The sequence below is a fragment of the Frankia sp. RB5 genome (genome assembly GCF_059816245.1).
Map to the genome: position 1 here is coordinate 24,481 of NZ_JCBATA010000028.1, position 23,693 is coordinate 48,173.

Annotated in this window: 13 protein-coding genes; 5 read left to right on the forward strand and 8 right to left on the reverse strand. The window is 73.3% G+C overall.

The window, feature by feature from the left end; all coding sequences use genetic code 11:
* Window positions 1-401 precede the first annotated feature (401 nt).
* A complete protein-coding gene (locus AC6EXY_RS16700; RefSeq protein ID WP_101830782.1) occupies window positions 402-1,382 on the forward strand; it encodes an SDR family NAD(P)-dependent oxidoreductase in 981 nt (326 codons plus the stop codon).
* Between the two features lie 86 nt (window positions 1,383-1,468).
* Here the strand turns inward: AC6EXY_RS16700 and AC6EXY_RS16705 are convergent, their stop codons facing one another.
* From AC6EXY_RS16705 to AC6EXY_RS16715, 3 genes are all read right to left on the reverse strand, one after another.
* A complete protein-coding gene (locus AC6EXY_RS16705) occupies window positions 1,469-2,194 on the reverse strand; it encodes an ABC transporter ATP-binding protein (RefSeq protein ID WP_101830783.1) in 726 nt (241 codons plus the stop codon).
* Entirely contained in the window at window positions 2,191-5,613 is a 3,423-nt protein-coding gene (locus AC6EXY_RS16710) for an ABC transporter permease subunit (RefSeq protein WP_207770201.1), read from the reverse strand. Before AC6EXY_RS16710 ends, AC6EXY_RS16705 begins: the two co-directional genes overlap by 4 nt.
* A gap of 184 nt (window positions 5,614-5,797) precedes the next feature.
* Complete coding sequence (locus AC6EXY_RS16715) at window positions 5,798-6,919, reverse strand: ABC transporter substrate-binding protein (protein WP_165818274.1); 1,122 nt, start codon at window positions 6,917-6,919, stop codon at window positions 5,798-5,800.
* Window positions 6,920-7,533: 614 nt separating this feature from the next.
* On the opposite strand from AC6EXY_RS16715, the gene AC6EXY_RS16720 reads away from it, so the two are divergent.
* Window positions 7,534-8,289, forward strand: coding sequence for a FadR/GntR family transcriptional regulator (locus AC6EXY_RS16720; RefSeq protein ID WP_101830785.1), 756 nt, complete (start codon window positions 7,534-7,536; stop codon window positions 8,287-8,289).
* A gap of 87 nt (window positions 8,290-8,376) precedes the next feature.
* Here AC6EXY_RS16720 and AC6EXY_RS16725 read toward each other — a convergent pair whose 3' ends face one another.
* The 3 genes from AC6EXY_RS16725 to AC6EXY_RS16735 form a co-directional block, all read right to left on the reverse strand.
* Window positions 8,377-9,489 carry an ABC transporter substrate-binding protein gene (locus AC6EXY_RS16725; protein WP_165818275.1) on the reverse strand — a complete coding sequence of 371 codons (1,113 nt, stop codon included), beginning with the start codon at window positions 9,487-9,489 and terminating at the stop codon, window positions 8,377-8,379.
* Between the two features lie 299 nt (window positions 9,490-9,788).
* Entirely contained in the window at window positions 9,789-11,012 is a 1,224-nt protein-coding gene (locus AC6EXY_RS16730) for an ABC transporter substrate-binding protein (RefSeq protein ID WP_101830787.1), read from the reverse strand.
* A gap of 298 nt (window positions 11,013-11,310) precedes the next feature.
* Window positions 11,311-11,790 carry an SRPBCC family protein gene (locus AC6EXY_RS16735; protein ID WP_101833670.1) on the reverse strand — a complete coding sequence of 160 codons (480 nt, stop codon included), beginning with the start codon at window positions 11,788-11,790 and terminating at the stop codon, window positions 11,311-11,313.
* Between the two features lie 280 nt (window positions 11,791-12,070).
* Here AC6EXY_RS16735 and AC6EXY_RS16740 point away from each other — a divergent pair, with 280 nt between their 5' ends.
* A complete protein-coding gene (locus AC6EXY_RS16740) occupies window positions 12,071-13,105 on the forward strand; it encodes a hypothetical protein (RefSeq protein WP_499816967.1) in 1,035 nt (344 codons plus the stop codon).
* Between the two features lie 86 nt (window positions 13,106-13,191).
* Here the strand turns inward: AC6EXY_RS16740 and AC6EXY_RS16745 are convergent, their stop codons facing one another.
* Entirely contained in the window at window positions 13,192-15,093 is a 1,902-nt protein-coding gene (locus AC6EXY_RS16745; RefSeq protein WP_101833684.1) for an ABC transporter ATP-binding protein, read from the reverse strand.
* Window positions 15,094-15,599: 506 nt separating this feature from the next.
* Here AC6EXY_RS16745 and AC6EXY_RS16750 point away from each other — a divergent pair.
* The gene (locus tag AC6EXY_RS16750; protein ID WP_207770479.1) at window positions 15,600-18,296 is read left to right on the forward strand and encodes a HelD family protein; all 2,697 of its coding nucleotides are present in this window, start codon (window positions 15,600-15,602) and stop codon (window positions 18,294-18,296) included.
* Between the two features lie 22 nt (window positions 18,297-18,318).
* On the opposite strand, the gene AC6EXY_RS16755 is transcribed toward AC6EXY_RS16750, so the two are convergent.
* Window positions 18,319-21,294 carry a bifunctional SulP family inorganic anion transporter/carbonic anhydrase gene (locus tag AC6EXY_RS16755; protein ID WP_243407900.1) on the reverse strand — a complete coding sequence of 992 codons (2,976 nt, stop codon included), beginning with the start codon at window positions 21,292-21,294 and terminating at the stop codon, window positions 18,319-18,321.
* Window positions 21,295-21,983: 689 nt separating this feature from the next.
* On the opposite strand from AC6EXY_RS16755, the gene AC6EXY_RS16760 reads away from it, so the two are divergent.
* Window positions 21,984-23,639, forward strand: coding sequence for a DUF2142 domain-containing protein (locus AC6EXY_RS16760; protein ID WP_207770478.1), 1,656 nt, complete (start codon window positions 21,984-21,986; stop codon window positions 23,637-23,639).
* Window positions 23,640-23,693: the final 54 nt, after the last annotated feature.

A 23,693-nucleotide genomic window follows, 5' to 3' on the forward strand; every position in this document is an offset into this window, starting at 1 on the left:
GGTGGACGTTCGTGCCGCTCCCCGGGCGGGTCTCCGCCCGGCGTCGACGGGACGCGCGGGGGCCGGTCAGGCGCCGTGGGGGACAATGGCCGCCCAGCTCATCGGATGCCGCAGGACGTCGTCCGCGATCGGTCCCGGGTGTGCCTCCCCACACCGCGCCTCCCTCGTCGTCCCACGCCGCGCCCGGCCAGCCGGACTCGGGGACCGGCGCCCCGTCCGGGACGATCCTCTGCGCGAGCTGCCGGGGGGTGATTCCGGCCGACGAACCGGCCCGGCTGACGGCGCGGGTGCGGCACGTCCGGTCTGACGGGGAATGAACCGGAGGATTCTCCACTTGTCTCCCCGTAGCGCGGCCGCGACTCGGCCGCCGCCGACGGAGAAGTGAAGAGGGGCACGCCGCCATGACCGATCTGATCACTACGCCGTTCACCGCCACGTCGACCGCCGCCGAGGTGATCGCCGGGGTGGACCTCACCGGCCAGCGGGCCGTCGTGACCGGCGGTGCGTCCGGCATCGGCGTCGAGACGGCCCGGGCCCTCGTCACCGCGGGCGCCCGGGTCACCCTCGCCGTGCGCGACGTCGAGGCGGGCGAACGGGTGGCCGCCGAGATCAGTGCCGGCCTCGGGCGGCCGGCGACCGGCGCCCCGACGCGGGTGGCCGTCGAACGCCTCGACCTGGCGGACCAGGCGTCGGTGGCGGCGTTCGCCCACCGCTGGGAGGGTCCGCTGCACATCCTGGTGAACAACGCGGGCATTATGGCCGCGCCACTGCGGCGCACGCCCGAGGGCTTCGAGCTCCAGTTCGCCACGAACCATCTGGGCCACTTCGCCCTGGCGACCGGCCTGCACCGGGCACTGGCCGCGGCCGGAGGAGCACGGGTCGTCTCGGTGAGCTCCAGCGCCCACCACAACTCCCCCGTCGTCTTCGACGACATCCACTTCCTGCACCGCGACTACGAGCCGTGGTCGGCGTACGGGCAGTCGAAGACGGCCAACGTGCTGTTCGCCGTCGAGGCCGCCCGGCGCTGGGCCGACGACGGGATCGTCGCGGGCGCGCTCATGCCCGGCGGCATTCGCACGAACCTGCAGCGTTACGTCTCCGAGGAGGACCTGGAGCGTCTGCGGGCGGCAGCCGCCAGGACCTCGGGCGACGGTACGAGCGCGCCGCCGCTGCGCTGGAAGTCGGTGGAGCAGGGCGCGGCGACCTCGGTGCTGCTCGCCGCGTCCCCACTCGTCGAGGGCGTGACCGGGCGCTACTTCGAGGACTGCCACGAGGCGGAGACCGGCGTCCTCGGCGCCCGCAACGGCGTCGCCGCGTATGCCCTCGACCCGGCCTCAGCCACCCGCCTGTGGCACGTCTCGCTCGACATGCTTCGGCGATAGTCCGTCGTCTCGACCATCCCGGACGCACGGACGCCCGGCGGGAGTCACCGCCGGGCGTTCGTGGTGCCAGCTCAGGCCGGCCTCGCTCAGGCCGATGTCGCCAGGGGCTCGGCGCCGTCGTCCGCGGCGCCGCCGGAGAGGTAGCTGCCCTCCAGCTCGCTGAGCCGGGCCTTGGCCTCCGTGGCGGTGCCGGCGAAGTCGACGACGCCGCGGCGCAGCACGTACACCCGGTCGGCGACCTCGAGCACCTTGCGGACGTGCTGCTCGACGAGCAGCGCGCCGACGCCGGTGTCCGCCGCCGCGCGCACGGCGGCGAGCAGCCGGGCGACGACGAGCGGGGCGAGGCCGAGCGAGAGCTCGTCGGCGAGCAGCAGCCGGGGGCCGCGGGCCAGGGCCCGCCCGAGCGACAGCATCTGCTGCTCACCACCGGACAGCAGTCCGGCGGTGGTCTTCAGCTTGGGCTTGAGCTCGGGGAAGAGCTCCAGGACCCGGTCGACGTCGCAGCGGCCGACTCGGAGGTTCTCCGCCGTCGTCTGCGACATGAAGATCGACCGTTCCTCCGGGACGAACCCGAGCCCGCCACCCGCCCGCTTGTGTAACGGCGCCTTGCTGGGCTCCCCGTCGACCAGAAGGTCCCCCGAGATCGGCCGCAGCTCACCCGCGAGGGTCAGCAGCGTGGTGGTCTTGCCGGCGCCGTTCGGCCCGAGCAGCGCCACCACCTCACCGGGCTCGACCGTGAGGTCGAGATCCCGGACCACGGGAACACCCTGGTAGCCGGCGCACAGCTTCCTCGCCTCAACCAGTGCAGTCATGTCGTCTGTCCTTCCTCTCGCGACCGCGCGCGGCCTGCCGCCCGTCCGGGACGCTCGGGTCCGCGGTCAGGACGCGCCCCCTGTCCACCCGGAACGCTCTCGGCTCCGACCTGCGCCCCGGAACGATCCCCGGCGGACTGGCCGGCGGTCGCCCCGTTCGCCCCATCCTCGGGCACGGAGGCGGTGTTCGTCGCCCCCTCCGCGACGGCGGGCTTCGCGGAATGGCTGCCGTTGGGCGTCGCCGGCACGGGCTTGGCCTCCTCGGCGGTCGCGGGCGCCGCCTCGGTCGAGGTCGTCACGACCTCGGACTTGTCGCCCGCGGTCCGCGCCGTGGCGGCGGACTCGGTCTCGGCGGACTCGGTCTCCGCGGCGCCGGTCTCCGCGGACTCGGTCTCCGCGGACTCGGTCTCCGCGGCGTCGACCGGAGCGGCGTCAGCCGGAGCGGGTTCCGAGGCGGATGCCTCCGCCGGCCCGGCGGGCTCATCCGCAGTGGGCGTCGCCTCGGCGGGCGTCACCTCGACCGGCGCGGCTTCGGAGCTGACGGCTTCGGAGCTGACAGCTTCAGAGCTGACCGTCTCGGCAGAGGGGACGGGCAGCGCCGCGGCGGGGGCGTCGGCGTCGTCGTCGTCGTCCGGCGTGGCGGTGCCGAGGTAGGCGGCGATGACGGCCGGGTCGTTACGGACCTCGGCCGGCGTGGCGTCGGCGATCTTCTTGCCGAACTCCAGCACCACCACCCGGTCCGCGGTGCGCATCACCATCGCGACGTCGTGCTCGACGAGCAGGATGCCCATCCCCCACTCGTCGGCCAGGCGGCGGATGAGGTGGCCGAGCTCCCGGCTCTCGTGCTCGTCGAGGCCGGCGGCCGGCTCGTCGAGCAGCAGGACCGACGGCGCCGCGGCGACCGCGCGGGCGATGGCCACCTGGCGGCGGACACCGTAGGGCAGGTCGTCCGGCTTGGAGTCGAGGTACTCCGCGAGCTCCAGTTCGGCGACCGCGGCCGTGGCGGCGTCGGTCATCGAGATCCGGCCCGGCCACACCAGGTCGGTCGCCATGACCCGCTTGTTCTGGTCGTCGGAGGCGGCGACCAGGTTGTCGCGCACGGAGATGTCCTCGAACAGCTCCAGCGACTGGAAGGAGCGGGCGAGGCCGGTGCGCGCGCGGGCGGACGGGGACCGACCGTGCAGGCGCTGGTCATCCAGGGTGGCTTCACCGGCGGCGTTGACGAAACCGGTGATCGCGTCGATGAGCGTGGTCTTGCCAGCGCCGTTCGGGCCGAGCAGGCCGACGACCTCGCCGGGCCGGACCGTGATGTCGACGTTGTTCACGGCGACGACCCCGCCGAAGCGGACGGTCAGGCCCCGCACGGTGAGGGTGCGCGGCGTGACCCGGTGGCGCAGCGGCTCGGCCGGCTCCGCGGTGGTCGCGCCGGCGGACGGGCTGGCCTGGGCGGACGCGGTGCTGTCAGGCGAGGCGGTGGTGTTGGGCGAGGCGGTGGTGTCAGGCGAGGCGGTGGCGCCGGCGGTCGCCGCGGCGGGCTGGCGGCGGGCACCGAGAAGACGACGCAGGCGCTGGGCCGTCTCCCTGTTGGCGTGGGCGATGCCGTTGCGGTTGGTCAGCAGCGTCAGGAGCAGGACGATGCCGCCGAACAGGTTGATCCACGCCAGGTTGGTGCCCTCGCCGAAGATGTTGAGGATCACCAGGCTGCCGACACCGCCGGTCACCAGCAGCGAGCCGTAGAGCGGGCCGGACAGGTAGCCGAGGCCGCCGATCACGGCGATCAGCACGACGTTGACCGAGGAGAACGGGTCGAACGTGATGCCGTACACGATGTTGTAGGACTGGAACGCCAGCAGCACGCCGGCGAGGCCCGCGACACCGGCGGAGACCGCGAACGCGTACAGCTTGGTGCTGAAGACGCTGATGCCGAGCGCGGCCGCGGCCCGCTCGTTGGTGCGCACCGCGAGCATCCGCCGGCCGGTGCGGCCGCGGCGGATGTTGGCGACGACCACGGTCGCGAGCGTGAGACAGACGACGCAGAACACCGCGTAGTTCGCCGGCTTGACCAGCGGGTCGATGTCGAAGCCGAACACCTTCTGCGCGCCGACCGCGAGGCCGTCGGCGCCGCCCGTCCAGCCGGAGCGCTGGAAGGCCATCTGCTGGACGGCGAAGCCGAGGCCGAACGTCACGACCGCGAGGTTGATGCCGCGGGTGCGCAGGGCCGGCAGCGCGAACAGCAGACCGCCGACGACGGCGATGGCGATGCCGGCGATCAGCGCGGGGATGAACGGCCAGCCGCTCTTCGCGACGAGCAGGCCGGTCCCGAGCGCGCCGACGCCGCCGAGGGCGATCTGAGCGAGCGAGAGCTGCCCGGCCCAGCCGGTCAGGACGATGACGGACAGCGCGAACAGGCCGAACGTGAGCGAGATCGTCACTGCCTGCAGCCAGTCGTCCGGCAGCACGGCGAGCTCCAGCACGATCGCCACCGCGGCCAGGCCGATCACGAGGAACGGGTTGAGGCGGCCGCTGCTGGCGACGGCGGGCCGCTCGCTCACGAAGCTACGCAGCGGAAGCGACCGACCCCGCACGATGAGAACGAGAATGATAGCGACAAACGGCACAGTGTCGACGGCGCCGGTCAGTTTCACATAGTTCGTAAACTCACTCTGGGTGATGCCGATGACGAGCCCGCCGAGCAGCACCAGCGGCATCGACGAGAAGCCGCCCAGCAGAGCGGCGGCGAGAGCGGCGATGAGCAGCATCGAGAACGTGACGACCGACAGGCCGGTGATCGGCGCGACCAGCGATCCGGCCATCGAGGCGATCGCGCCGCCGAACGCCCAGGTGAGGCAGGCGAGGAAGTTGGGCGACCAGCCGAGCGTCGCCGCGGCCCGCTCGTTGGCGGCGGAGGCGGAGATGGCGAGCCCCAGCGTGGTGAACCGGGTGACCGCCCAGACGACGACCGTGACCACGACGGCGATCGCCAGCAGCCACAGCCGGTCCTGGCCGACGTTCACACCGATGATCTTGACACCGGAGGACGGTAGCGAGGAGGTGACCTGCACGAGGCTGGTGCCGCCGTACCGGATGGTCGCGATCGACTGGATGGTGGCCAGCACGCCGAGGGTCGCGATGACCCGCGACAGCGGCGGCGCCGTGCGCAGCGGCCGCATGATGAGGACCTGTACCAGCACGCCGAACAGCGCCGCGACGATCGCCGAGACGACCATCGCCGGCACGGCGGGCCAGCCGTGCTTGGTCCGAAGCTCGTAGACGATGTACGCACCGGCGAGGGCGAAGGCACCGTGAGCGAAGTTGACGACGCCGGAGCCCCGGTAGATGAGAACGATGCCCTGCGCGAGCAGCGCGACGATGGCACCGCCGCCCAGCCCTAAGAGGGCGAACTGGAAGAACTCCTGCACGACGCGCTCCGGTGGGATTGCGGCGGACGCCGTCGCGCGGCGCCCGGTGGATCGACAGGGGGGACGGGGTACGCGACGTCGTTGGCGCGCACCCCTGGTTATGGGTGGGTGGCGTGGCGGCTACCTGCTCCGCCACGCCACCCGCCGGGTCGGAGGGGGCCGGGCGTGAACCCGGCCCCCGGGGTCAGTCGGTGAAGGGCTTGCCCGAGGTCAGGTCGACACCGGCGACCGGCTTGGCCGCCGTGAACTTGCCGTCGCCCAGCCGCAGGAAGAACACCCGGGCGCTGCTCACCCGGTCGAAGCCGTGGATCGTGCCCTTGGCCGACGGCGTCCACTTCGGCAGGATGCCGAGCAGGTCGACGTCCTTGGCGCTCTTGAACGCGGTGTTCAGCGACGACGCGCTGACGTCCCCGGTGATCCCGGCGCCCACCTCGGCCACCACGTGCACGGTGAGCCACGCACGCAGGCCCGAGGAGTTGCGGATGCTGGCGTCCTTGTCGCCGGCCTTCACGGCCGCGTCCAGCTCACGGTTGTACTGGGCGATGCCCGGGTACTTGTCGTCCGCGTCGACCGGCGGGTACGCGCCGACGACCAGCAGGTGGTCGTCCTGCGTGCCGTGGATCTGGGACACGCCCGACTGGATCTGCCCGTCGACGACGCCGAAGGTGAACGACGCCTTGGCCTGGTCGGCCGCCTTGATGAAGGCGAGCGTCAGTTCGGTGGGCAGGATCGACACGGCCGCGTCGGCCTTGGACTGGATGACGGCCTGGACGGCGGGCGCCAGGTCCGTCGAGGTGACGCCGACCTTCACCGCCGGCAGGGTCCGCAGACCGGCGGCCTTGGCCGCCTGCTCGACTCCGGCGACGTTCGCGGCGGACGCGGCCAGGTCCAGAGCGATGGGCTGGACGGTCTTCGCGCCCGAGGCGCGCAGCGCGCCCGGCAGGCCGGCGAAGACCAGCGTGCTGCCGGCGTCGAACTCGTAGCAGGTGGAGCAGGCGTACTCGGCCGGCGTGGCCCCGTTGAAGCCGATGTACGGGATCCCCGCGCCCGCGAGGATCTGGGTGACCTGCTGGCCGTAGGTGGAGAACGAACCCACCACGGCGACCGAGTGGTTCGCCACCGCCTGGCGCGCACACTTGGTCGCGTCGTTCGGGTTGTTGCTCTCGTTGCAGGTCTTTATCTCGATCTGCTTGCCCTTGATCCCGCCCTTGGCGTTGACCGCGGTCGCGGCCGCCTTCGCCGACGCGATCAGCTCCGGGAAGTTCGGGGGCTTGGAGTTGGTCGGAGCGATCACCGTGAGTGCCACGGAGTCGCTCGGTTTACCCCCACTACCCGAGCTGTCGCTACTACACGCGGTGAACGCGACCGCAGCGGCGCATAACGCCATCCCGCTGGCGGTGACGCGACGCAGAACGCGCATCCAGAACCCCTCCAATGTGATCTGCCTCTCAGAGCAACAAACCATACGCGACGCATCAGCATACGTCTAGCTCTTTTAAATACTTTGCTGACGTTGCCTGGATCCGGGCGCCCGCGCCTCGCCCGCCGCGAGCCCAGCCCCCTCACCCCGTACACCGCCCGCGACGCTCGCCCGCCGGGTGCGCTCCCCCGACGCGGGGAGCACGCCCCAGCCGGGTTCCACGCCCATCCGCGTCGTGGTCGCCAGCTTGGCCCCGGACCGTACCGGGCGCCACCAAATCGGGGAAGACGGGGTCAGCTGCGGCACTCGGGACATGAGGGGCTCGATCCCCCCAAAATGGTGAAAACTCCGCAACTGCCCATCTACGTTGCGTGACATAGCACACAATGTGATTCGTCACGCACTACACTGCGAGGGAAAACAGTGAACTGATCTTTCACACTCATGGCGTCCGGCCGGCACGCTCCCGCCTGCGGACCCGTAGGACGGGAGGCCTTGCGATGGCGGTCGCACAGGTACGAGCACCGAAGGCCTGCGAGATCGTCGCCTCGCAGTTGCGCAGACAGATCGTGGTCGGTGAATTACTACCCGGCGCGACCCTTCCCGGCGAGGCCGCGCTCTCCGCACAGTTCGGCGTGTCCAAGCCGACCCTGCGCGAGGCGTTCCGCATCCTCGAGGCCGAGCAGCTCATCCAGATCCGGCGCGGCACCAACGGCGGCGCCCGGGTGCAGGTACCCGATCCGGCCGCCGCCGCGCGCTACGCCGGCGCCATCCTCCAGTACCGGCGGGCGACGCTGCGCGACGTCTACGCGGTGCGGGCCGTCCTGGAGTCGAAGGCCGCGGGCATGGTCGCGGCGCGCGGGTCCGCGCAGGCCCTGCAGCGGCTCGAGGAGATCCTGCGCGACGAGGAGGCGGCCCTCGGCCAGGACCAGGACGTGGCGTTCTTCGACGCCGACTGGGCCTTCCACCTCGCCGTCGTCGAGCTCGCCGGCAGCCCGACGCTCGACCTGCTCATCCGCATGCTCTACAACATCATCGGCACGGCCACCGCGAGCTCGGTGCAGTCCCGGCGCCAGTCGGGGGACTCCCTGCAGCAGCGGTCCCGCACGCATCGCAGCCACCGCCGGCTGATCGCCACGCTGCGGGAGGGAACGGAGGCGGAGGCGGAGGAGTACTGGCACCGCCACCTGGCCGCCGTCGGGCGCTTCCTGCTGGAGGACCTGCCCGCCGAGACCGTACTCGACCTGATGAGCTGACCGGGGCGCACGGCTCGACGGCCGGGCGGGTGATCGACACCCCGCCCGGCCGCCCCTTACTGACGGGCGAGCGCGCTCGTCACCGCGTCAGAACGGCTTTCCGGCGTTGAGGTCGATGCCGGCGATCGGCTTGGCCTCGCTGAACTTTCCGTCGCTGAGCCGCATGAAGAAGACCCGGGCGTTGCTGACCCGCTCGAAGCCAGGCACGTGGCCCTTCGCGGACGGGGTCCAGGCCGGCTGGATGCCGTACAGGTCGATGTTCTTCGCGGTCTTGAAGGCGTCGTTCAGCGAGGTCGAGGTGATGTCCCCGGTGATCCCGGCGGCGACCTGGGCCACGGCGTGCACGGACAGCCAGGCCCGCACGCTGGAGGAGTCGCGGGTGGCGGCGTCCTTGTCGCCGGTCCTGCCCTGCGCGTCGAGCTCGGCGGCGAACTGCTTGAGTCCCGGGTACCTGGCGGTCGCGTCGAGCGGCGGGTAAGCGCCGACGACCAGCAGGTGGTCATCCTGCGACCCGTGGATCTGCGACAGGACGGACTGGATCTGCCCGTCGACGACGCCGAAGGTGAACGGCGCCCTGGCCTGGTCGGCCGCCTTGATGAAGGCGAGGGTCTGCTCGGCCGGCAGGACCGAGACCGCCGCGTCCGCCCTGGACTGCACGACCGCCTGGACGGCGGGCGCCAGGTCCGTCGAGGTCGCACCGACCTTCACCACGGCGGCGGTCCGCAGACCGGCGGCCTTGGCGGCCTGCTCGACCGCGGCGACGTTCGCGGCGGCGGAGGCGAGGTCGAGGCTGAGCGTGGTCACCGTCTTGGCGCCGGAGGCGCGCAGCGCCCCGGGCAGTCCGGCGAAGGCCAGCGTGCTGCCGGCGTCGAAGCCGTAGCAGGTGGCGCAGGCGTAGTCGGCCGGTGTGATCGGGTTGAACCCGACCAGCGGGATCCCGGCCTTGGACAGCGTCTGGGTGATCTGGTGACCCGAGGTGGAGAACGAGCCGACGACGGCCACCGAGTGGTTCGCCACCGCCTGGCGCGCGCACTTGACCGCGTCGTTCGGGTTGTTGTTCTCGTTGCAGACCTTGATCTCGATCTGCTTGCCGTTGATCCCGCCCTTGGCGTTCACGGCCGCCGCGGCCGCCTTCACCGCCGAGACGCCATACGGGAACGTCGGAGGTGTGGAGACAGTGGGAATGATGACTGTCAACACCACCCCGTCCTTCGGCTTCGCGGCCGTCCCCCCGGAACCGCTGCTACCACATCCCGTGATCGCGGCAACTGCGGCACAGACGGCGACACCACCCACGGTGGCGCGGCGTAACAGGCGCATCCAGAACCCCTCCGTATGTGATCTGCCTCTCAGAGCGCCACACGCTACGCAGGTCAGGACACATTCGTCTAGCTTTTCTAGATCTTCATGGACAATCTTCTCGCGATCAGTGCCCCGCGACGGGCGGCGGGCCGGTGTCGCCGCTCTTCCCGCCGGCCCGCCGGGGGCCTACCCGAGCCTCAGAGGGGCTTGCCGGAGTTCAGGTCGACGCCGGTGATCGGCTTGGCCAGGCTGAACTTTCCGTCATTGAGCCGCATGAAGAAGACCCGGGCGCTGCTCGCCCGGTCGAACCCGGGCACGTGGCCCTTCGCCGACGGCGTCCACGGCGGCAGGATGCCGAACAGGTCCACGTCCTTGGCCGTCCTGAGCGCGCCGTTCAGCGACGCCGCGGTGATGTCCCCGGAGATCTTCCCGGCCACCTGGGCCACCACGTGCACCGCGAGCCAGGCGCGCAGGCTGGAGGAGCTACGCAGGGCGGCGTCGGAGTCGCCGCCCTTGACCGCTGCGTCCAGCTCGGCCTTGTACCGGGCAAGGCCCGGGTACGCCGCCGTGTCGTCCACCGGCGGGTAGGCGCCCACGAGCATCAGTTTGTCGTCGGCGGTGCCACGGATCTTCGACACCGAGGACTGCACCGCGCCGTCGACGACCCCGATCGTGAACGGCGCCTTGGCCTGGTCGGCGGCCTTGATGAACGACAGCGTCAGCTCGTGCGAGAGGATCACGACCACCGCGTCCGCCTTGGTCCGCACCACCGCCTGGACGGCGGGGGCGAGGTCCGTCGAGGTCGCGGCGACCTTCACCGCGCTCATGGTCTGCAGGCCGGCGGCCTTCGCCGCGGCCTCGACGCCCTTCACGTTGGCCGCCGCCGCGGCCAGGTCGACGGTGACCGTCGTCACCGTCTTCGCGCCCTGGGACCGCAGCGCCCCCGGCAGACCCGCGAACGCCAGCACGCTGCCGGCGTCGATGGGGTAGCACGTGGCGCAGGCGTACTCGGTCGGTGTCGTCGCGCCGAAGCCCAGGTACGGGATCCCGCTGCGGGCGAGGATCGGGACGATCGACGACCCGAAGTCGGTGAAGGAGCCCGCGACCGCGACCGAGTGGTCGGCGACCGCCTGGCGCGCGCACTTCGCCGCGTCGTTCGGATTGTTGTTGTCGTTGCAGGCCTGGATCTCTATCTGCCTGCCGCCGATTCCGCCCTTGGCGTTGACGGCGGTCGCGGCGGCCTTCGCCCCGGCGATGACGTCCGGGAAGGTGGGGGGTATGGACTTGGTGGGAGCGATCACGGTGATGACGACGCCGTGCGGCTTCGCGTCGGATCCGGTGGAGTCACTGCCACACGCGGACATCACGACGGCGGCGCACAGGGCTATTCCACCGGCGATGGAGCGTCGAAACGGGCGCATCCACAGACCCTCGCATACGTGACCCAAGCCTCATAAAGCCACACCCCTCGCAGCTCGTCACAAGTGCGCCCAGCACAGACAGATCATTCACCATCTGTAAAAGGGCAATTACGGGATCTTGGGGAGAGTCATCCGGTACCCTGACGTGACCTGCGCGTTTTCCGTGGAAAGTGGCGGTCGCCACACGGAAAACAGCGCCACAACTCGGGGCGTCATAACGGGGCGTATCGACCGCACCGCCGGCCCAGGGGTGGCGGACCGGCGGGAACGGTGGGGCGGTGGGGTGGCGGGCGCGGGGTCAGACCGCGGTGGGCCGCTCGACGGTGCGCGCGAGGATGCCGAGGGTCGCCCGCAGCGCGGCCTCCGGGATCACCGGGAAGACCCCGCGCTCGCGCCACGACGCGCGGACGTCGCTCCAGTCGTAGTACGAGGTGACCAGGGTGCCGCCGTCGGCCGGCGCGAGCAGGTAGCCGTAGCGGTGGCCGATCGGCGGGAAGCCCTCGCCGGTGACCGTCCACTCGAGGTGGGCGTCCTGGGTGAACTGGGTGATCGTCACGGTCACGTCGTAGCGGCCGATCGGGCGGTCGTTCAGCGCCTCCCGGTCCATGTGCACGACGAAGCTGTCGCCGACGGCCGACACGGGCGCGCCCTCGGCCGACTGGAGCATTCCGGAGCTGTCGATCGCGACGTGCCCCGCCGGGTCACGCAGCACCGCGAACACCGCCGCGGGCGTGGCCGCGATCCGCCGAGGAACCTCAAACCGCTCGATATCAGTCATACATGACAAACTCCCACTCTCCCAGCGCACACGCGACCGACCACCCGACGGCCCAGCTCATCGGTGGCGTCTTCCCGCGCACCGCCCGCACCTGCCGTCGATCCGCCTCTCCCGCGTCCACCCACCCTCGTCGCCCGCCAGGGCCGCCCCGGCGGCACCGACGATCCGGCGACAGCTTGGTGTCAGGTGGGCAAATCATCCGCTTCACCCTCCTCTGATTGTGTTTGCTGTGATCACGGCGGGCCGCTCCGGACCGCCGCGCAGACGAACGGAGGCAGGGATGACGGTGGTGCGCGACCGATGGCGGCGCAGAGTCCACGGCGGCGCACGGCACGCGGCGGGCAGCACGGCCACGGACGGCGCGGACGGCGCGGACGGCATCGCCGTGGGCGGCGCGGTGACGCGCACGGCACGCGGTCTGACGTCCCGGCTGGTCGGCGTCGTCGCGGCGGCGCTCGCGGTCGTGACCGTGCTGCCGTCGTCGGCGGGCGCGGCGGACACCACCGGCTACCCGGGCGATCCGTCGCGAGGCAACGGAGTGGCCGTCCCGTTCCAGGGGCTGACCGGCCGGGGCGGCGGGCCGATCCCGGTCGGCGGCGCGGTGGGCGTCGACCTCGTCCTCGGCTCGACCGCGCGCCCGTACCTGCCCTGCCAGCACTACGACCCGCGCACCCGCGGCGGCGACACCTTCGTCGCCGCCTGCCAGGAACGCGGCAGCTACGCCACCTACACCCGGTTCCCCGCCGGGGGCGGGCTGGTCTTCCCGCTCGGCTACTTCGTGGGCAACGCCCAGCCCGACCTGCTGCACGGCGGCAGCCTGGCGACCGGCTGGGGGGCGCGTACCGCGGGGCTGTCGTTCGAGTTCTACCCGGATCCCCGCCACGACGCCGAGTACGTCCACTCCCGCTTCTACGTGGACCGCTTCACCCGGCACGCCAACGGCTGGACCTACGCGGCCGACATCGGCCGGATCGCGCTGACGACGCTCGCCGACCCGAACACGGCGCGCCTGTCCGGACGGCTGACGGTCGCCGGCCGGCCGCCCGCGCCCGGCCGGGTGTCGATCCAGGTCTTCGGCGGGGCGGCCCGCTCGTCGAGCGGCCACCCGATCTCCTCGTTCGCCGTGTACGCCGGCACCGGCGCGCCGACCTGGGCCAGCACCCCGCTCTACGCCGGCTCGCAGCGCATCACCGTGCTGGACCAGGCCACCGGCCACCGGTGCGTGCTGGACCGCTTCAACGTCCGCGGCGCCGCCACCGTCGACTTCGATCTCGCCCAGCCCGGCTTCGGTCACCCCGACAGCGTCTGCACCTAGGTCGCGACTCGAGTTGTGATCTTCACAGGAGGACCCGTTCCCACGCATGGCCGGGAAGGTCACAACTGCGCACACGGCCCAGGTCATCACGCGGCTGACGGGTCACCAGACGTCGTGTCGACGAACTGGCTGGCCTGCAGGGTGAACAGGTCCCGGTAGATGCCGGGCCGGGTCATCAGGTCCTCGTGGTCGCCCTGATCGACGACGACGCCCCCGTCGAGCACGTAGATGCGATCGGCGGAGCGGACGCTCGCCAGGCGGTGGGTGATCAGCAGCACCGTGCGGTCGTGACCGAGCTCGCGGATGAGGGTGAACAGGGTCTGCTCGGCGCGGGCGTCGAGGGCGGCCGACGGCTCGTCGGCGATGAGCAGCGGCGCGTCCCGGTAGACGGCCCGCGCACAGGCGATGCGCTGCCACTGACCGCCGGACAGATCATGGCCGGCGGTGTACTGGCGGGCCAGCGACGTGTCGTAGCCGTGCGGCAGGCCCTCGATGACCTCGTCGGCGCCGGTCGCCCGGGCGGCGGGCACGACGCTGTCCGGGCCGTCCGCGCGCAGCCGCCCGACCCGGCCGACGGCGATGTTCATCCGGGCGGACATCGGCCACTGCGTGTAGTCCTGCGGGATCACGGCGATGCGCTCGCGGACGCTGTCCGGATCGACGGCGGCGAGGTCGACCCCGTCCCAGGTCACCGCGCCGCCGTCCGGTTCGTACAGGCCGGCGACGACCTTCGCCAACGTCGACTTGCCGCTGCCGTTCACGCCGACGAGGGCGACGACCTCGCCGCGGCGCAGCTCGATGGTGACGCCCCGCAGCGCCGGTTTGTCGGTGCGCGGGTAGGTGTAGGTGACGTTCTCGGCACGGATCAGCGCCGGCGCGCCGGGCGCGCGGGGAGTGCGTTCCTCGGGCACCCGCTCCTCGGCCTGGGCGATCCACGACCGGTACTCGCCGAAGTAGAGGAAGTTCTCGTAGGCGCTGTTGAGGGTTGTCAGCGCCGACTCCATCGCGCCGCGCCCGGTGCGGATGGCCAGCACCGCGGTGCCGGCCGCGGCCAGCGGCATGACGCCCGCGTCCAGCAGGGCGACGAGGACGCCGTAGACGAGGCCCAGCGCGAGCCCCGAGATCGCCTCGCCGGTCAGCCGGTAGCGCGCCTGGCCGCGCCCGACGCGCACCTGCTCGGCCTCCTGCTCGCGGGCCAGCGCCGTGTACTCGCCGAGCAGGAAGGGCCCGAGGCCGAACGACCGGATCTCCGCGGCACAGTCCCGGTCGGTCATCCGGTAGCGGAGCATCCACTGCCGCCGCACCTGGGGCAGCCGCTGCAGCCACGAGGCATGGGCGAGGCGCGCCGAGCGCAGGGACGCCCAGCCGTCCGGCAGGATCGAGAGCACCAGCAGCGGCAGCAGCGCGGGGTGCAGCACGCCGAGCACACCGCCGGCCGCGGCGATGCGGATCGCCGCGGTGAGCACCTCGATGGCGTTGTCGACGAGCTGGCGCCCGCTGGCCGCGCCCCGCTCTGCGGCCTCCAGGTCGTCGACGAACGTCGGGTCGTCGAAGGCCATCACCGACGTGCGGGTGGCCAGGTCGAGCAGCCGGACGAGGCTCGCCCGGTCCACCCGGGGGCCGAGGCGGGCCTGGATCAGGCTGGTCGCCGCCGCCAGCCCGCTGCGCGCCACGCCGGCCGCGACGACGAGGATCACCGCGGGCACGGCGTCACGCAGCCGCTGCGGGGTTGGGCCGTCGCGCAGCACCGCCGTCAGTGCGCCGGCGACGGCGAGCAGGCCGAGCGCCTCCACGACCCCGGCGAGCACCCGCAGCACGACCATGACGACGAGGCCGGCGCGGTCGGCCTCCCAGGCCACCGACCAGGCCAGCCGCAGCAGCCCCGGCAGCCGCCGCGCCATCGTGCGGACGCCGGTGCGCTGCAGCGTGCGCTCCTGGCGCTCCCACGACCGCACGGCGTTCTCGTCCACCCGCCCGTAGGTGAGCACCGTGTCCCGCTCACCCGCCGTCCGCGCCGCCTGCGCCGCGCGTTCCGCCGGCGGGTCACCGGCGGGCGGGGCGTCGGCCGTCGAGGCCGGGGGCTCGCGAGGGGTGGGAATCGGGCCGCCGCCCGCGATCTCGTTCTCCACGATGCGCAGTGTGCGCGCCCGTCCTGGCGCGCACGTCGTTTTCAGCGGTGTCCGCATGGTCTTCCGGGGGCATTCCCGGGAATCCACGGTTTTCTCGTCTGTCGACGGCGCCCCGGGCCGGGATATACCGGTCCACAGGAAGACCCGGATTTCTGGACCGCCGTCATCCAGAAGCGCGGGAAATCTCCCCCGCCGGGCCCCGTCTTCATTACCGACCGCCAAGCTTACCGAGCAGGCACCGGCCACCGGCACCATCGCTCCAGGTAAGCCCACGGCGGACCCACTGGGCTTCCCGGCTAGACTTCCTGTCGGGACTGAACACAGGACACGGAAAGCGGCGTCACAATAGCAGGGATGTGGCCGGTTTGTCAATAGAGGACATTGGGTCCGAGCAGGCGTACGTCTCCGCTCTCTACGACCGACTCGACGAGCTGCGCCGCCGTACCACGACGCGGCTGCGCGGCGTTCTCCGACAGCACGAGAGCCTTCCCAGAGCCCGTTTCGAACGGGACGCGGCCAGCGCCGACTGCGCCGCCACCCTCGCCCGCATCCGGGCCGCGGAGAACGGCCTGTGCTTCGGCCGGCTCGACTTCGACGACGGCGAGCGGCGCTACATCGGGCGGTTGGGCATCTTCGACGAGGCGGCCGACTACGAGCCCCTCCTGATCGACTGGCGCACCCCGGCGGCCCGGCCGTTCTACGCGGCGACCGGCGCCGTGCGCCTCGGCGTGCGCCGCCGCCGGCACATCGCGACCCGCCGGCGCGACGTCACCGGGCTGGAGGACGACGTCTTCGAGACCGGCTCCCGCGCGCCCGGCGCCGCGCCCGGCTCCACCCCGGCGGAGCTGGTCGGCGAGCCGGCGCTGTTCGCCACCCTGAACGCGGCGCGCACCGGGCGGATGAGCGACATCGTCGCGACCATCCAGACCGAGCAGGACCGGATCATCCGCTCCGACCACCGCGGCGTCCTCGTCGTGCAGGGCGGTCCCGGCACCGGCAAGACCGCCGTCGCCCTGCACCGCGCCGCCTATCTCCTCTACACCCACCGCGACCGGCTGGCCCGCAGCGGTGTGCTCGTCGTGGGCCCGCACCAGGCGTTCCTGCGCTACATCGAGAACGTGCTGCCCTCTCTCGGCGAGACCAGCGTCGTCAGCGCCACCGTCGAGGTCCTCTACCCGGGGGTGACGGTGCGCCGCGCCGAGGAGCCGGCCGTCGCGGAGCTCAAGGGGCGGGCCGGGCTCGCCGACGTCATCGCCGCCGCCGTGCGCGACCGCCAGCGGCTGCCGGTCGGCCAGACCTTCGAGATCCACACCGAGGAGCGCCTGCTGCTGCTCGAGCGGAGCACCTGCGCGCGGGCCCGGGCGCTGGCCCGGGAGTCCGGCGAGCTGCACAACGACGCGCGCGCGATCTTCGTGCGGGCGGTGATCGACGCGCTCGCCCGCCAGGTCGCCGACGGCTACGCCGCCGAGACCATCACCGCGCAGGTGCTGGAGGCCGACCCCGCGGCCTTCGACCTGCTCGCCCCCGCCGGCTCCGGCGGCACCAGCCTGCTCGACGACGACGACCTCGCCCAGCTGCGCCAGGAGCTGCGCGCCGACCCGGCGGTGCAGGCGGCTCTCGCCGAGCTGTGGCCGATCCTGAGTCCCGACCAGCTCGTCGCCGAGCTCTACGCCGACCCCGGCACGCTCGCCGCCGCCGCGCCGCGGCTCACCGCCGCCGAGCGCCGCCTGCTGCACCGTCCCCTCGCCGAGGACGATCCGGACCCGGACGACGACTGGCTGCGTGAGCTGCGCGCCGCCACCGCCCCGACCGCAGCCGGCGACACCGGCGCAGGGGTGGGCGCCGCGGGGGAGACGGCCGGGGCTGACGCGCCGGCACCCGACGGCGCCCGTCCGCGGCCCCGCCCGATGGGCGGCTGGACCGCCGCGGACATCCCGCTGCTCGACGAGGCCGCGGAGCTGCTCGGCGACGACGACCAGGCGGCCCGGGCCGCCGCCCTGCGCGAGCGGGTCGCCCGCGTCGCCTACGCCCAGGGCGTCCTGGACATCCTGTCCCGGGACATCGAGGACGACCCCGAGATCATGATGGCCACCGACCTGATCGACGCCACCCGGCTCGCGGACCGGCATGAGGATGCCGACCTGCGCACGGTCGCGGAACGCGCGCTGGCCGACCGGACCTGGACCTTCGGCCACGTGGTCGTCGACGAGGCGCAGGAGCTGTCCGAGATGGCCTGGCGGATGGTGATGCGCCGCTGCCCGACCCGCTCGATGACGATCGTCGGCGACGTCGCCCAGACCAGCGATCCCGCCGGGACGACGTCGTGGGAGCGGGTCCTTGCGCCCTACCCGGCCGTCGGCGCGCCGGCCCGGCGCGAGACCCTCACGGTCAACTACCGCACCCCCGCGGAGATCATGGCGGTCGCCGCCGACGTGCTGGCCACGCTGCGCCCGCCGCAGCAGCCGCCGCGCTCGGTGCGGGAGGTCGGCGAGCGCCCCTGGCGGCTGCGCGTCGACGCGGCCGATCTCGGCGCCCAGGTGGGGCAGGCGGTCCTCGCCGAACTCGCCCGGCTCGCGCCCGGCCCGGTCGGCTCCCCCACGGCCGGCGGCAGCGGCGGCGGGCGGCTCGCCGTGCTGGTTCCCGCCGGGCGGATCGCCGAGCTGACGGCGGCGGTCCGCGCGGTCGTCCCCACCGCCGAGAGCGGCCCGGGTGCGGCCCTCACCGCAACGGTGGTCGTCCTCGGCGTGCGCGAGGCCAAGGGCCTGGAGTTCGACACGGTCCTGATCGCCGATCCGGACACACTCCTCACCGAGTCCGCCCGCGGCGCCCACGACCTCTACGTCGCGCTGACCCGGTCGACGCGCACGCTCGGCGTTCTGCACACGGCCGACGTGCCGCCGATGCTGGCCCGGCTGTCTCCCGCCGACGCGCCGCGGACGAGGCCGGCGCCCCCGGGCGACGCTTCGGCGGCCGCGCCGGGCCCGACGACGGACTCCGACCCGGCCGCGGGCACGGCGCCGGCGTCCACGTCCCCGACGGCGTCATCGGCGCCGGGGACGTAGCTTCACGACGGGTCGCGCGCGGCTACCGGGTGGTCGACGCGTGCCGGCCGCGACGTCGGCCGCCGCCGTTCGGCGGTGTCGCCGCCGCGGCCGGCACGGTCACCGGACTGCCGTTCGCCGGTGTGTCCCAACGCCGGCGCGTGGCGCGCCCGGCGGCAGCCTTCGTCAGCGCGTCCACCGGGTCGACGAACCCGCCCGTCTCCTCCTCGAGGATGGAGATCTGCGCGCTGGCGATGTCGAAGTACATGCCGACGAGCTCGAGCGTCCCCTCGTCGAGTGCCCGGCGCACCGCCGGGTGCTCACGCAGGTTCTCCAGCTGCTGGGCGACGTTGGCCCGGCCCAGCCGCTCGACCGCGGGCAGGTTCTGCGTCCCCGGCGGGGCCAGCCGGCGCAGCGACGGCGCGGCGTGCGCCAGCCAGCCCGCGAGCGCCGAGTCCGCGGCGCCGTGGGCCGCGCCGGCGAGCAGCGCGTTCATCGCACCGCAGCCGGAGTGGCCGCAGACCACGATCGTCGGCACCCGCAGCACCTCGACGGCGTAGTCGAGGGCGGCCGTCACCGACAGATCGCCGGACGGGGCACGGCCGGCGGCGACGGGCGCGGAGCCGGGAGCGACGCCCACCCCGGAGGCCATCCCCATCCCCGACGCCATCCCGGCGCCCGACGGCGACCCGGAACCCGGCGCCGCGTCGGACGCGGACCCCGGCGGGCTCACCGCGGGTGTGTCCGGCCGGGGAACGATGTTCCCCACGTTGCGGACGGTGAACAGGTCACCGGGACCGCTGCTGGTCAGGATGTTCGGCACGATCCGCGAGTCGGCGCAGGTCAGGAACAGCGCCCCGGGACGCTGCTCGGCCGCCAGGTCGTCGAAGGTCTCGCGCAGCAGCGGGGCGGCCCGGCGGTGGAACTCGTTGATCCCGACGAGCATCGAGCCGACCCGGACGGCGACGCCCGCGGCATCCTCGTCGGGCGCGTCCCCGTTCTCGGGTGACGCTGGCCGGCGCGGCGCCGCCACCGCGGGCAGCGGGGCCGTCGCCTCGTCGAACGCCACCGTCCCCGCGGGTCCCGCCGGATCGGCCGGTCCCGTCAGGGCGGCGGGCCCACTCCCGTTGGCGGACACCGTGCCACCAGCGGACACCGTGCCACCAGCGGACACCGTGCCACCAGCGGACACCGTGCTACCAGCGGACATCGCGCCATCAGCGGACATCGCGCCACCGACGGGGACGGTGCCGTGGGCGGGCAGGCGGCCGGGCGTCGGACAGGGGGCCGAGACCGTTCCCCTGGCGGGTTCCGGCGCGTCCACGGAGGTCGTCCGGCCGTGCTCGATCAGCCCGGCGCCGTGCGGCGCCAGGCCACCGGCCTGCTCCACCTCCTGCCACTGCGACCAGGGTGCGAACCAGCGCGGCAGCTGCGGGACGACCGTGCGGCGGCGTTCACCGGGATCGGCGCGGCGGAACCAGATCTGGCCGATCTCGTCGATGTCGACCGTCCCGCCGGTGGCCTCGTGGTTCGCGCACCAGCCACGCAGATGCTCGTAGGCGGCGTGGTCGAGGAAGTCGACGATGAGCTCGATGGACACCGACGCACCTGTCGGGATCCGCCCGAGCACCCGGGCGAGCCGGGGCAGGGACAGGAAGCTGAGCGTCCCCTCCACCTCGACCTGCCAGAGCTCACCGGAGCGCACCAGGCGCACGCTCGACCACAGCACGCGGCGCAGGACCAGCGCGAGCGCGGTCAGCAGCCCCAGCGCGACGCCCTTGAGCAGGTCCAGGGCGACCACAGCGGTCAGGGTCACCACGTAGACGGGCAGCTCGCCGTGCCGGCGGACGTGGCGCAGATGTGAGACGTCGAGCAGGCGCACCCCGACGATGACGAGCAGGCCGGCCAGCGCCGCCAGCGGGATCCACTCGACGGCGAACCCGAGCAGCAGCGCGAACGCCAGGATCCAGACGCCGTGCAGGATCGCCGAGGCGCGGGTGCGCCCGCCGGAGGCGACGTTCGTCGAGCTGCGCACGATGACGCCGGTGATCGGCAGGCCGCCGATCAGGCCGGACACGACGTTGGCCGAGCCCTGCCCGACCAGCTCGCGGTCGAGGTTGAGCCGGGGGCCGCGCCAGCCGCGGGCGGTGGCGAGCTGGTCGACGGCGACCGCCGACAGCAGCGACTCGACGCTCGCCACGATCGCGACCGTGATGATGCCGAGCACGACACCCGACCAGGCGTGATCGGGCAGTTCCGGCAGGGCGACCGCGTCGGCCAGGGAGGCGGGCAGGTCGACGCGGGGAACATCGAACCCGGCGAGGCCGGCGAACGCCGTACCCGCCACGACCGCGACGAGATACGCCGGGATCTTGCGGATCGCCGCCGGCACCACCTGGGGCAGCCGCGGCCACAGCAGGATGACGGCGATCGTCGCGAGACCTACCGCCGTCGCCGGGCCGTGCGGGTCGAGGAGCGCGCCGGGAATGTCCCGCAGGTTCTCCAGGGCGTGGCTGTCGGCCTTCCCGCCGAGCACGACGTGGATCTGGCCGAGGACGATCGTCAGCCCGATGCCGCCGAGCATGCCGTGGACGATGGCGGGTGACACGGCGAGCGACGCCCGGGCCACCCGGCACAGCCCCAGCAGGATCTGCAGCAGCCCGGCCGCCGCGGTGATCAGGCAGGTGACCCGCCAGCCGTAGGTGTCGATCAGGTTCGCGACGATCACGGTGAGGCCGGCGGCCGGCCCGCTGACCTGAAGTGGGGCACCGCCGAGGGCACCCGCGACGAGCCCTCCGACGGCGGCCGCGAGCAGCCCGGCGGCCACCGGGGCGCCGGAGGCGACGGCGATGCCCAGCGACAGCGGCAGGGCGACGACGAAGACGACCAGCGACGCCTGGAGGTCGGGGCGCCATCCCCCGCGCGGCGCCGCGGGAGCCGGCCCGTCCGCGGAAGCCGCGACGGCGGGCGGCGAATGACTGTGCCGCGACGGGGTCGGCGGGGAGACCGGTGCGGTCATGTCCACTCCTTGTGGGATGAGGTGGCCCTGCGGGACGGGATATCCCTGTGAGACGAGGTGGTCCTGCGGATCTGGACCATGGCGGGACAACGCTGTCCCTTGGTGGCCGACTGCCGCTCGCGGCCGGAACTGCCCGGGCTGCCGACACCTCGCCGATCGCGCGTGGTGACAGGATGCGCACCCTCACCAACGAGCCGAGGGGCCGACAAGTTTCTTTCCGTGATCGTCCACCCAATTCCGCGTAACCATTGGACAGCAACGTCCGAAGGTGTCCCAGGGAGCGACCGGCCCGCTGGGATGGGAAAAAGCACCCAGAGCTTCTCAACCGCAGGTAAGCCGCATAAAGGACATAATGCAATAGAGGATCAGGTTTGTCGCGTGCGTGCCTACCCGAACGGGGAGACCGGATTCCCGCGGGGCCCGCCCGCCGATCACCCCGCCGATCACCACGGGCGGCGGGCGATCGGCGGCACCAGGTTCGCCGACAGCGCACCGCGCGACGCCGGCGGCGCACCGGCGGCCATCCCAGCCGGTGGGAGTATCACGATGTGGTCTCACGCCGGTCGGCCTGCCGCACGCCCGGCGCTCCCGCTGCGCATACTTGTCGGGACAGTACGTGTCAGGACATGGGGTGAACAGCACCCGTCCGGGGATGATGGGCCGCGCCGGCCGGTTGGGGGGCGTCGCGCATGCGTGCTGACGGCCGGCTCACGCGGCTGCTGCTGGTCGCCGGGTTCGCCTTGCTGCTCGCGTCCTGGGTCGGCGGCAACGCGCCCGGTTTCGGTCCCGACGAGCCGGCGAACTTCATCAAGGAGGTCGGCGCCGGCACCGGCCAGTGGACGGGCACGCCCGGCCGGCTCGCCCATCCGGCGTTCGGCAGCCAGCCGGGCGCGGCGGAGCGCATCGCCTGGATCAACGGCAACAGCAGGGTCTTCCGGCTGCCGGCGGGCCTCGATCCGGGCGCGGCCGGATTCCCCTGCGACCTGTTCCGCAACGGGCGCTCCGCCGCCTGCCTGGACCGGGCGCACGTCCACCCGCCCCCGAGGAGGGCGCTGAGCTACGTCGGCACCTACGAGCCATACGTGTACGCCCTGCCGGGCGCCGCGATGGCGCGCACGCACAGCGCGCTCGCCGCGCTGTACACCGGGCGGGCGGTGAGCGCCGCGATCGTCGCCGCGCTGCTCGCCGTCGCCACCGCGGCCGTCTGGGACAGCCGGGCCGGGCCGGTCTGCCTCGCCGGGCTGCTGCTCGCCGCGTCCCCGATGGTGCTGTTCATGGGCTCGGTGCTGGGCACCAACGGGATCGAGATCGCCGCCGCGCTGGCGTTGTTCGCGCTGGTGCTGCGGATGGGACGGGCCCACGGCGCGGCGCGCTGGACCTGGCCCGCCGCCGGCGCGGTCGGCGCCCTGCTGGCGCTGACCCGGGCGACGGGACCGCTCTGGGTGCTGCTCGCGCCGCTGGTCGGCCTCGCCCTCGCCCAGGCGCCGCGCCGCCGCCCGCCCCTGCGCCGGGTGGCCTGGGCGGGGCTCGCCGCGCTGGGCGTGGCGGCGACCCTCGCCTGGGAGCGCGCCGTCCAGCCCCACCCGCACACCCGCGCCGACCTGGCCAGGGCGGGCCTGCACGCGCTGCCCGCCGACGCCCACGCCTGGGCCCGGCAGTGGGTGGGCGTCTTCGGCTGGGCGAGCCTGCCGATGCCCACCTATGCCTACCGGATGTGGTGGATCGCCGTCGGCGTCCTCGTCCTGGTGGCGGTGGCCGTCGGGCCGTGGCGCGCCCGCTTCGGGCTGGTGGCGGTGGTGGTCGGGGCGGCGGCGGTGGCCGTCGGGCTCGACGTGCTGGTCCTGCGGCAGACGCGCTTCCCGGTGTATGGGCGGTATCTGCTGCCGCTGGCCGTGCTGCTCCCCCTCGCCGCGGGTGAACTGCTGACCCGGCGAGCGGGGCGGCTGCCCGCCGCGCTGCTGCGGCCGATCCCGGTCGTGCTGCCGCTGGTGGTGGCGACGGTGCAGCTGGTGGGCCTGTGGGCGAACGCGCGGCGCTACGCGGTCGGTGTGCGTGGTCCGGTGTGGTTCGCCGGGCACGCGCGATGGTCCCCGCCGGCCGGGTGGACGCCGTGGCTCGTGCTGGCGATCGCCGGGGCCGCCTGCCTGGTCGGGGTCGCCGCCGGCGGTCTGCGCACCCCACCGTCCATCCGCGCGACGGACGGCACCGCCGCGGTGCCACCGCCCGGTCCACCGCCCGGTCCGCCACCCGGTCCGCCGTCGCCCGGCCTGGCGCTGCCCGCCCAGGGCGGTGGGGATGGAGCCGATCCCGCCCGGCCGCGCCCGGCCGCGTCCGAGTCACGCTGACCCTCCCGCGCCGGGGTGGTCACGGCGGCCACCGGTGAACACCAACAGTCACCA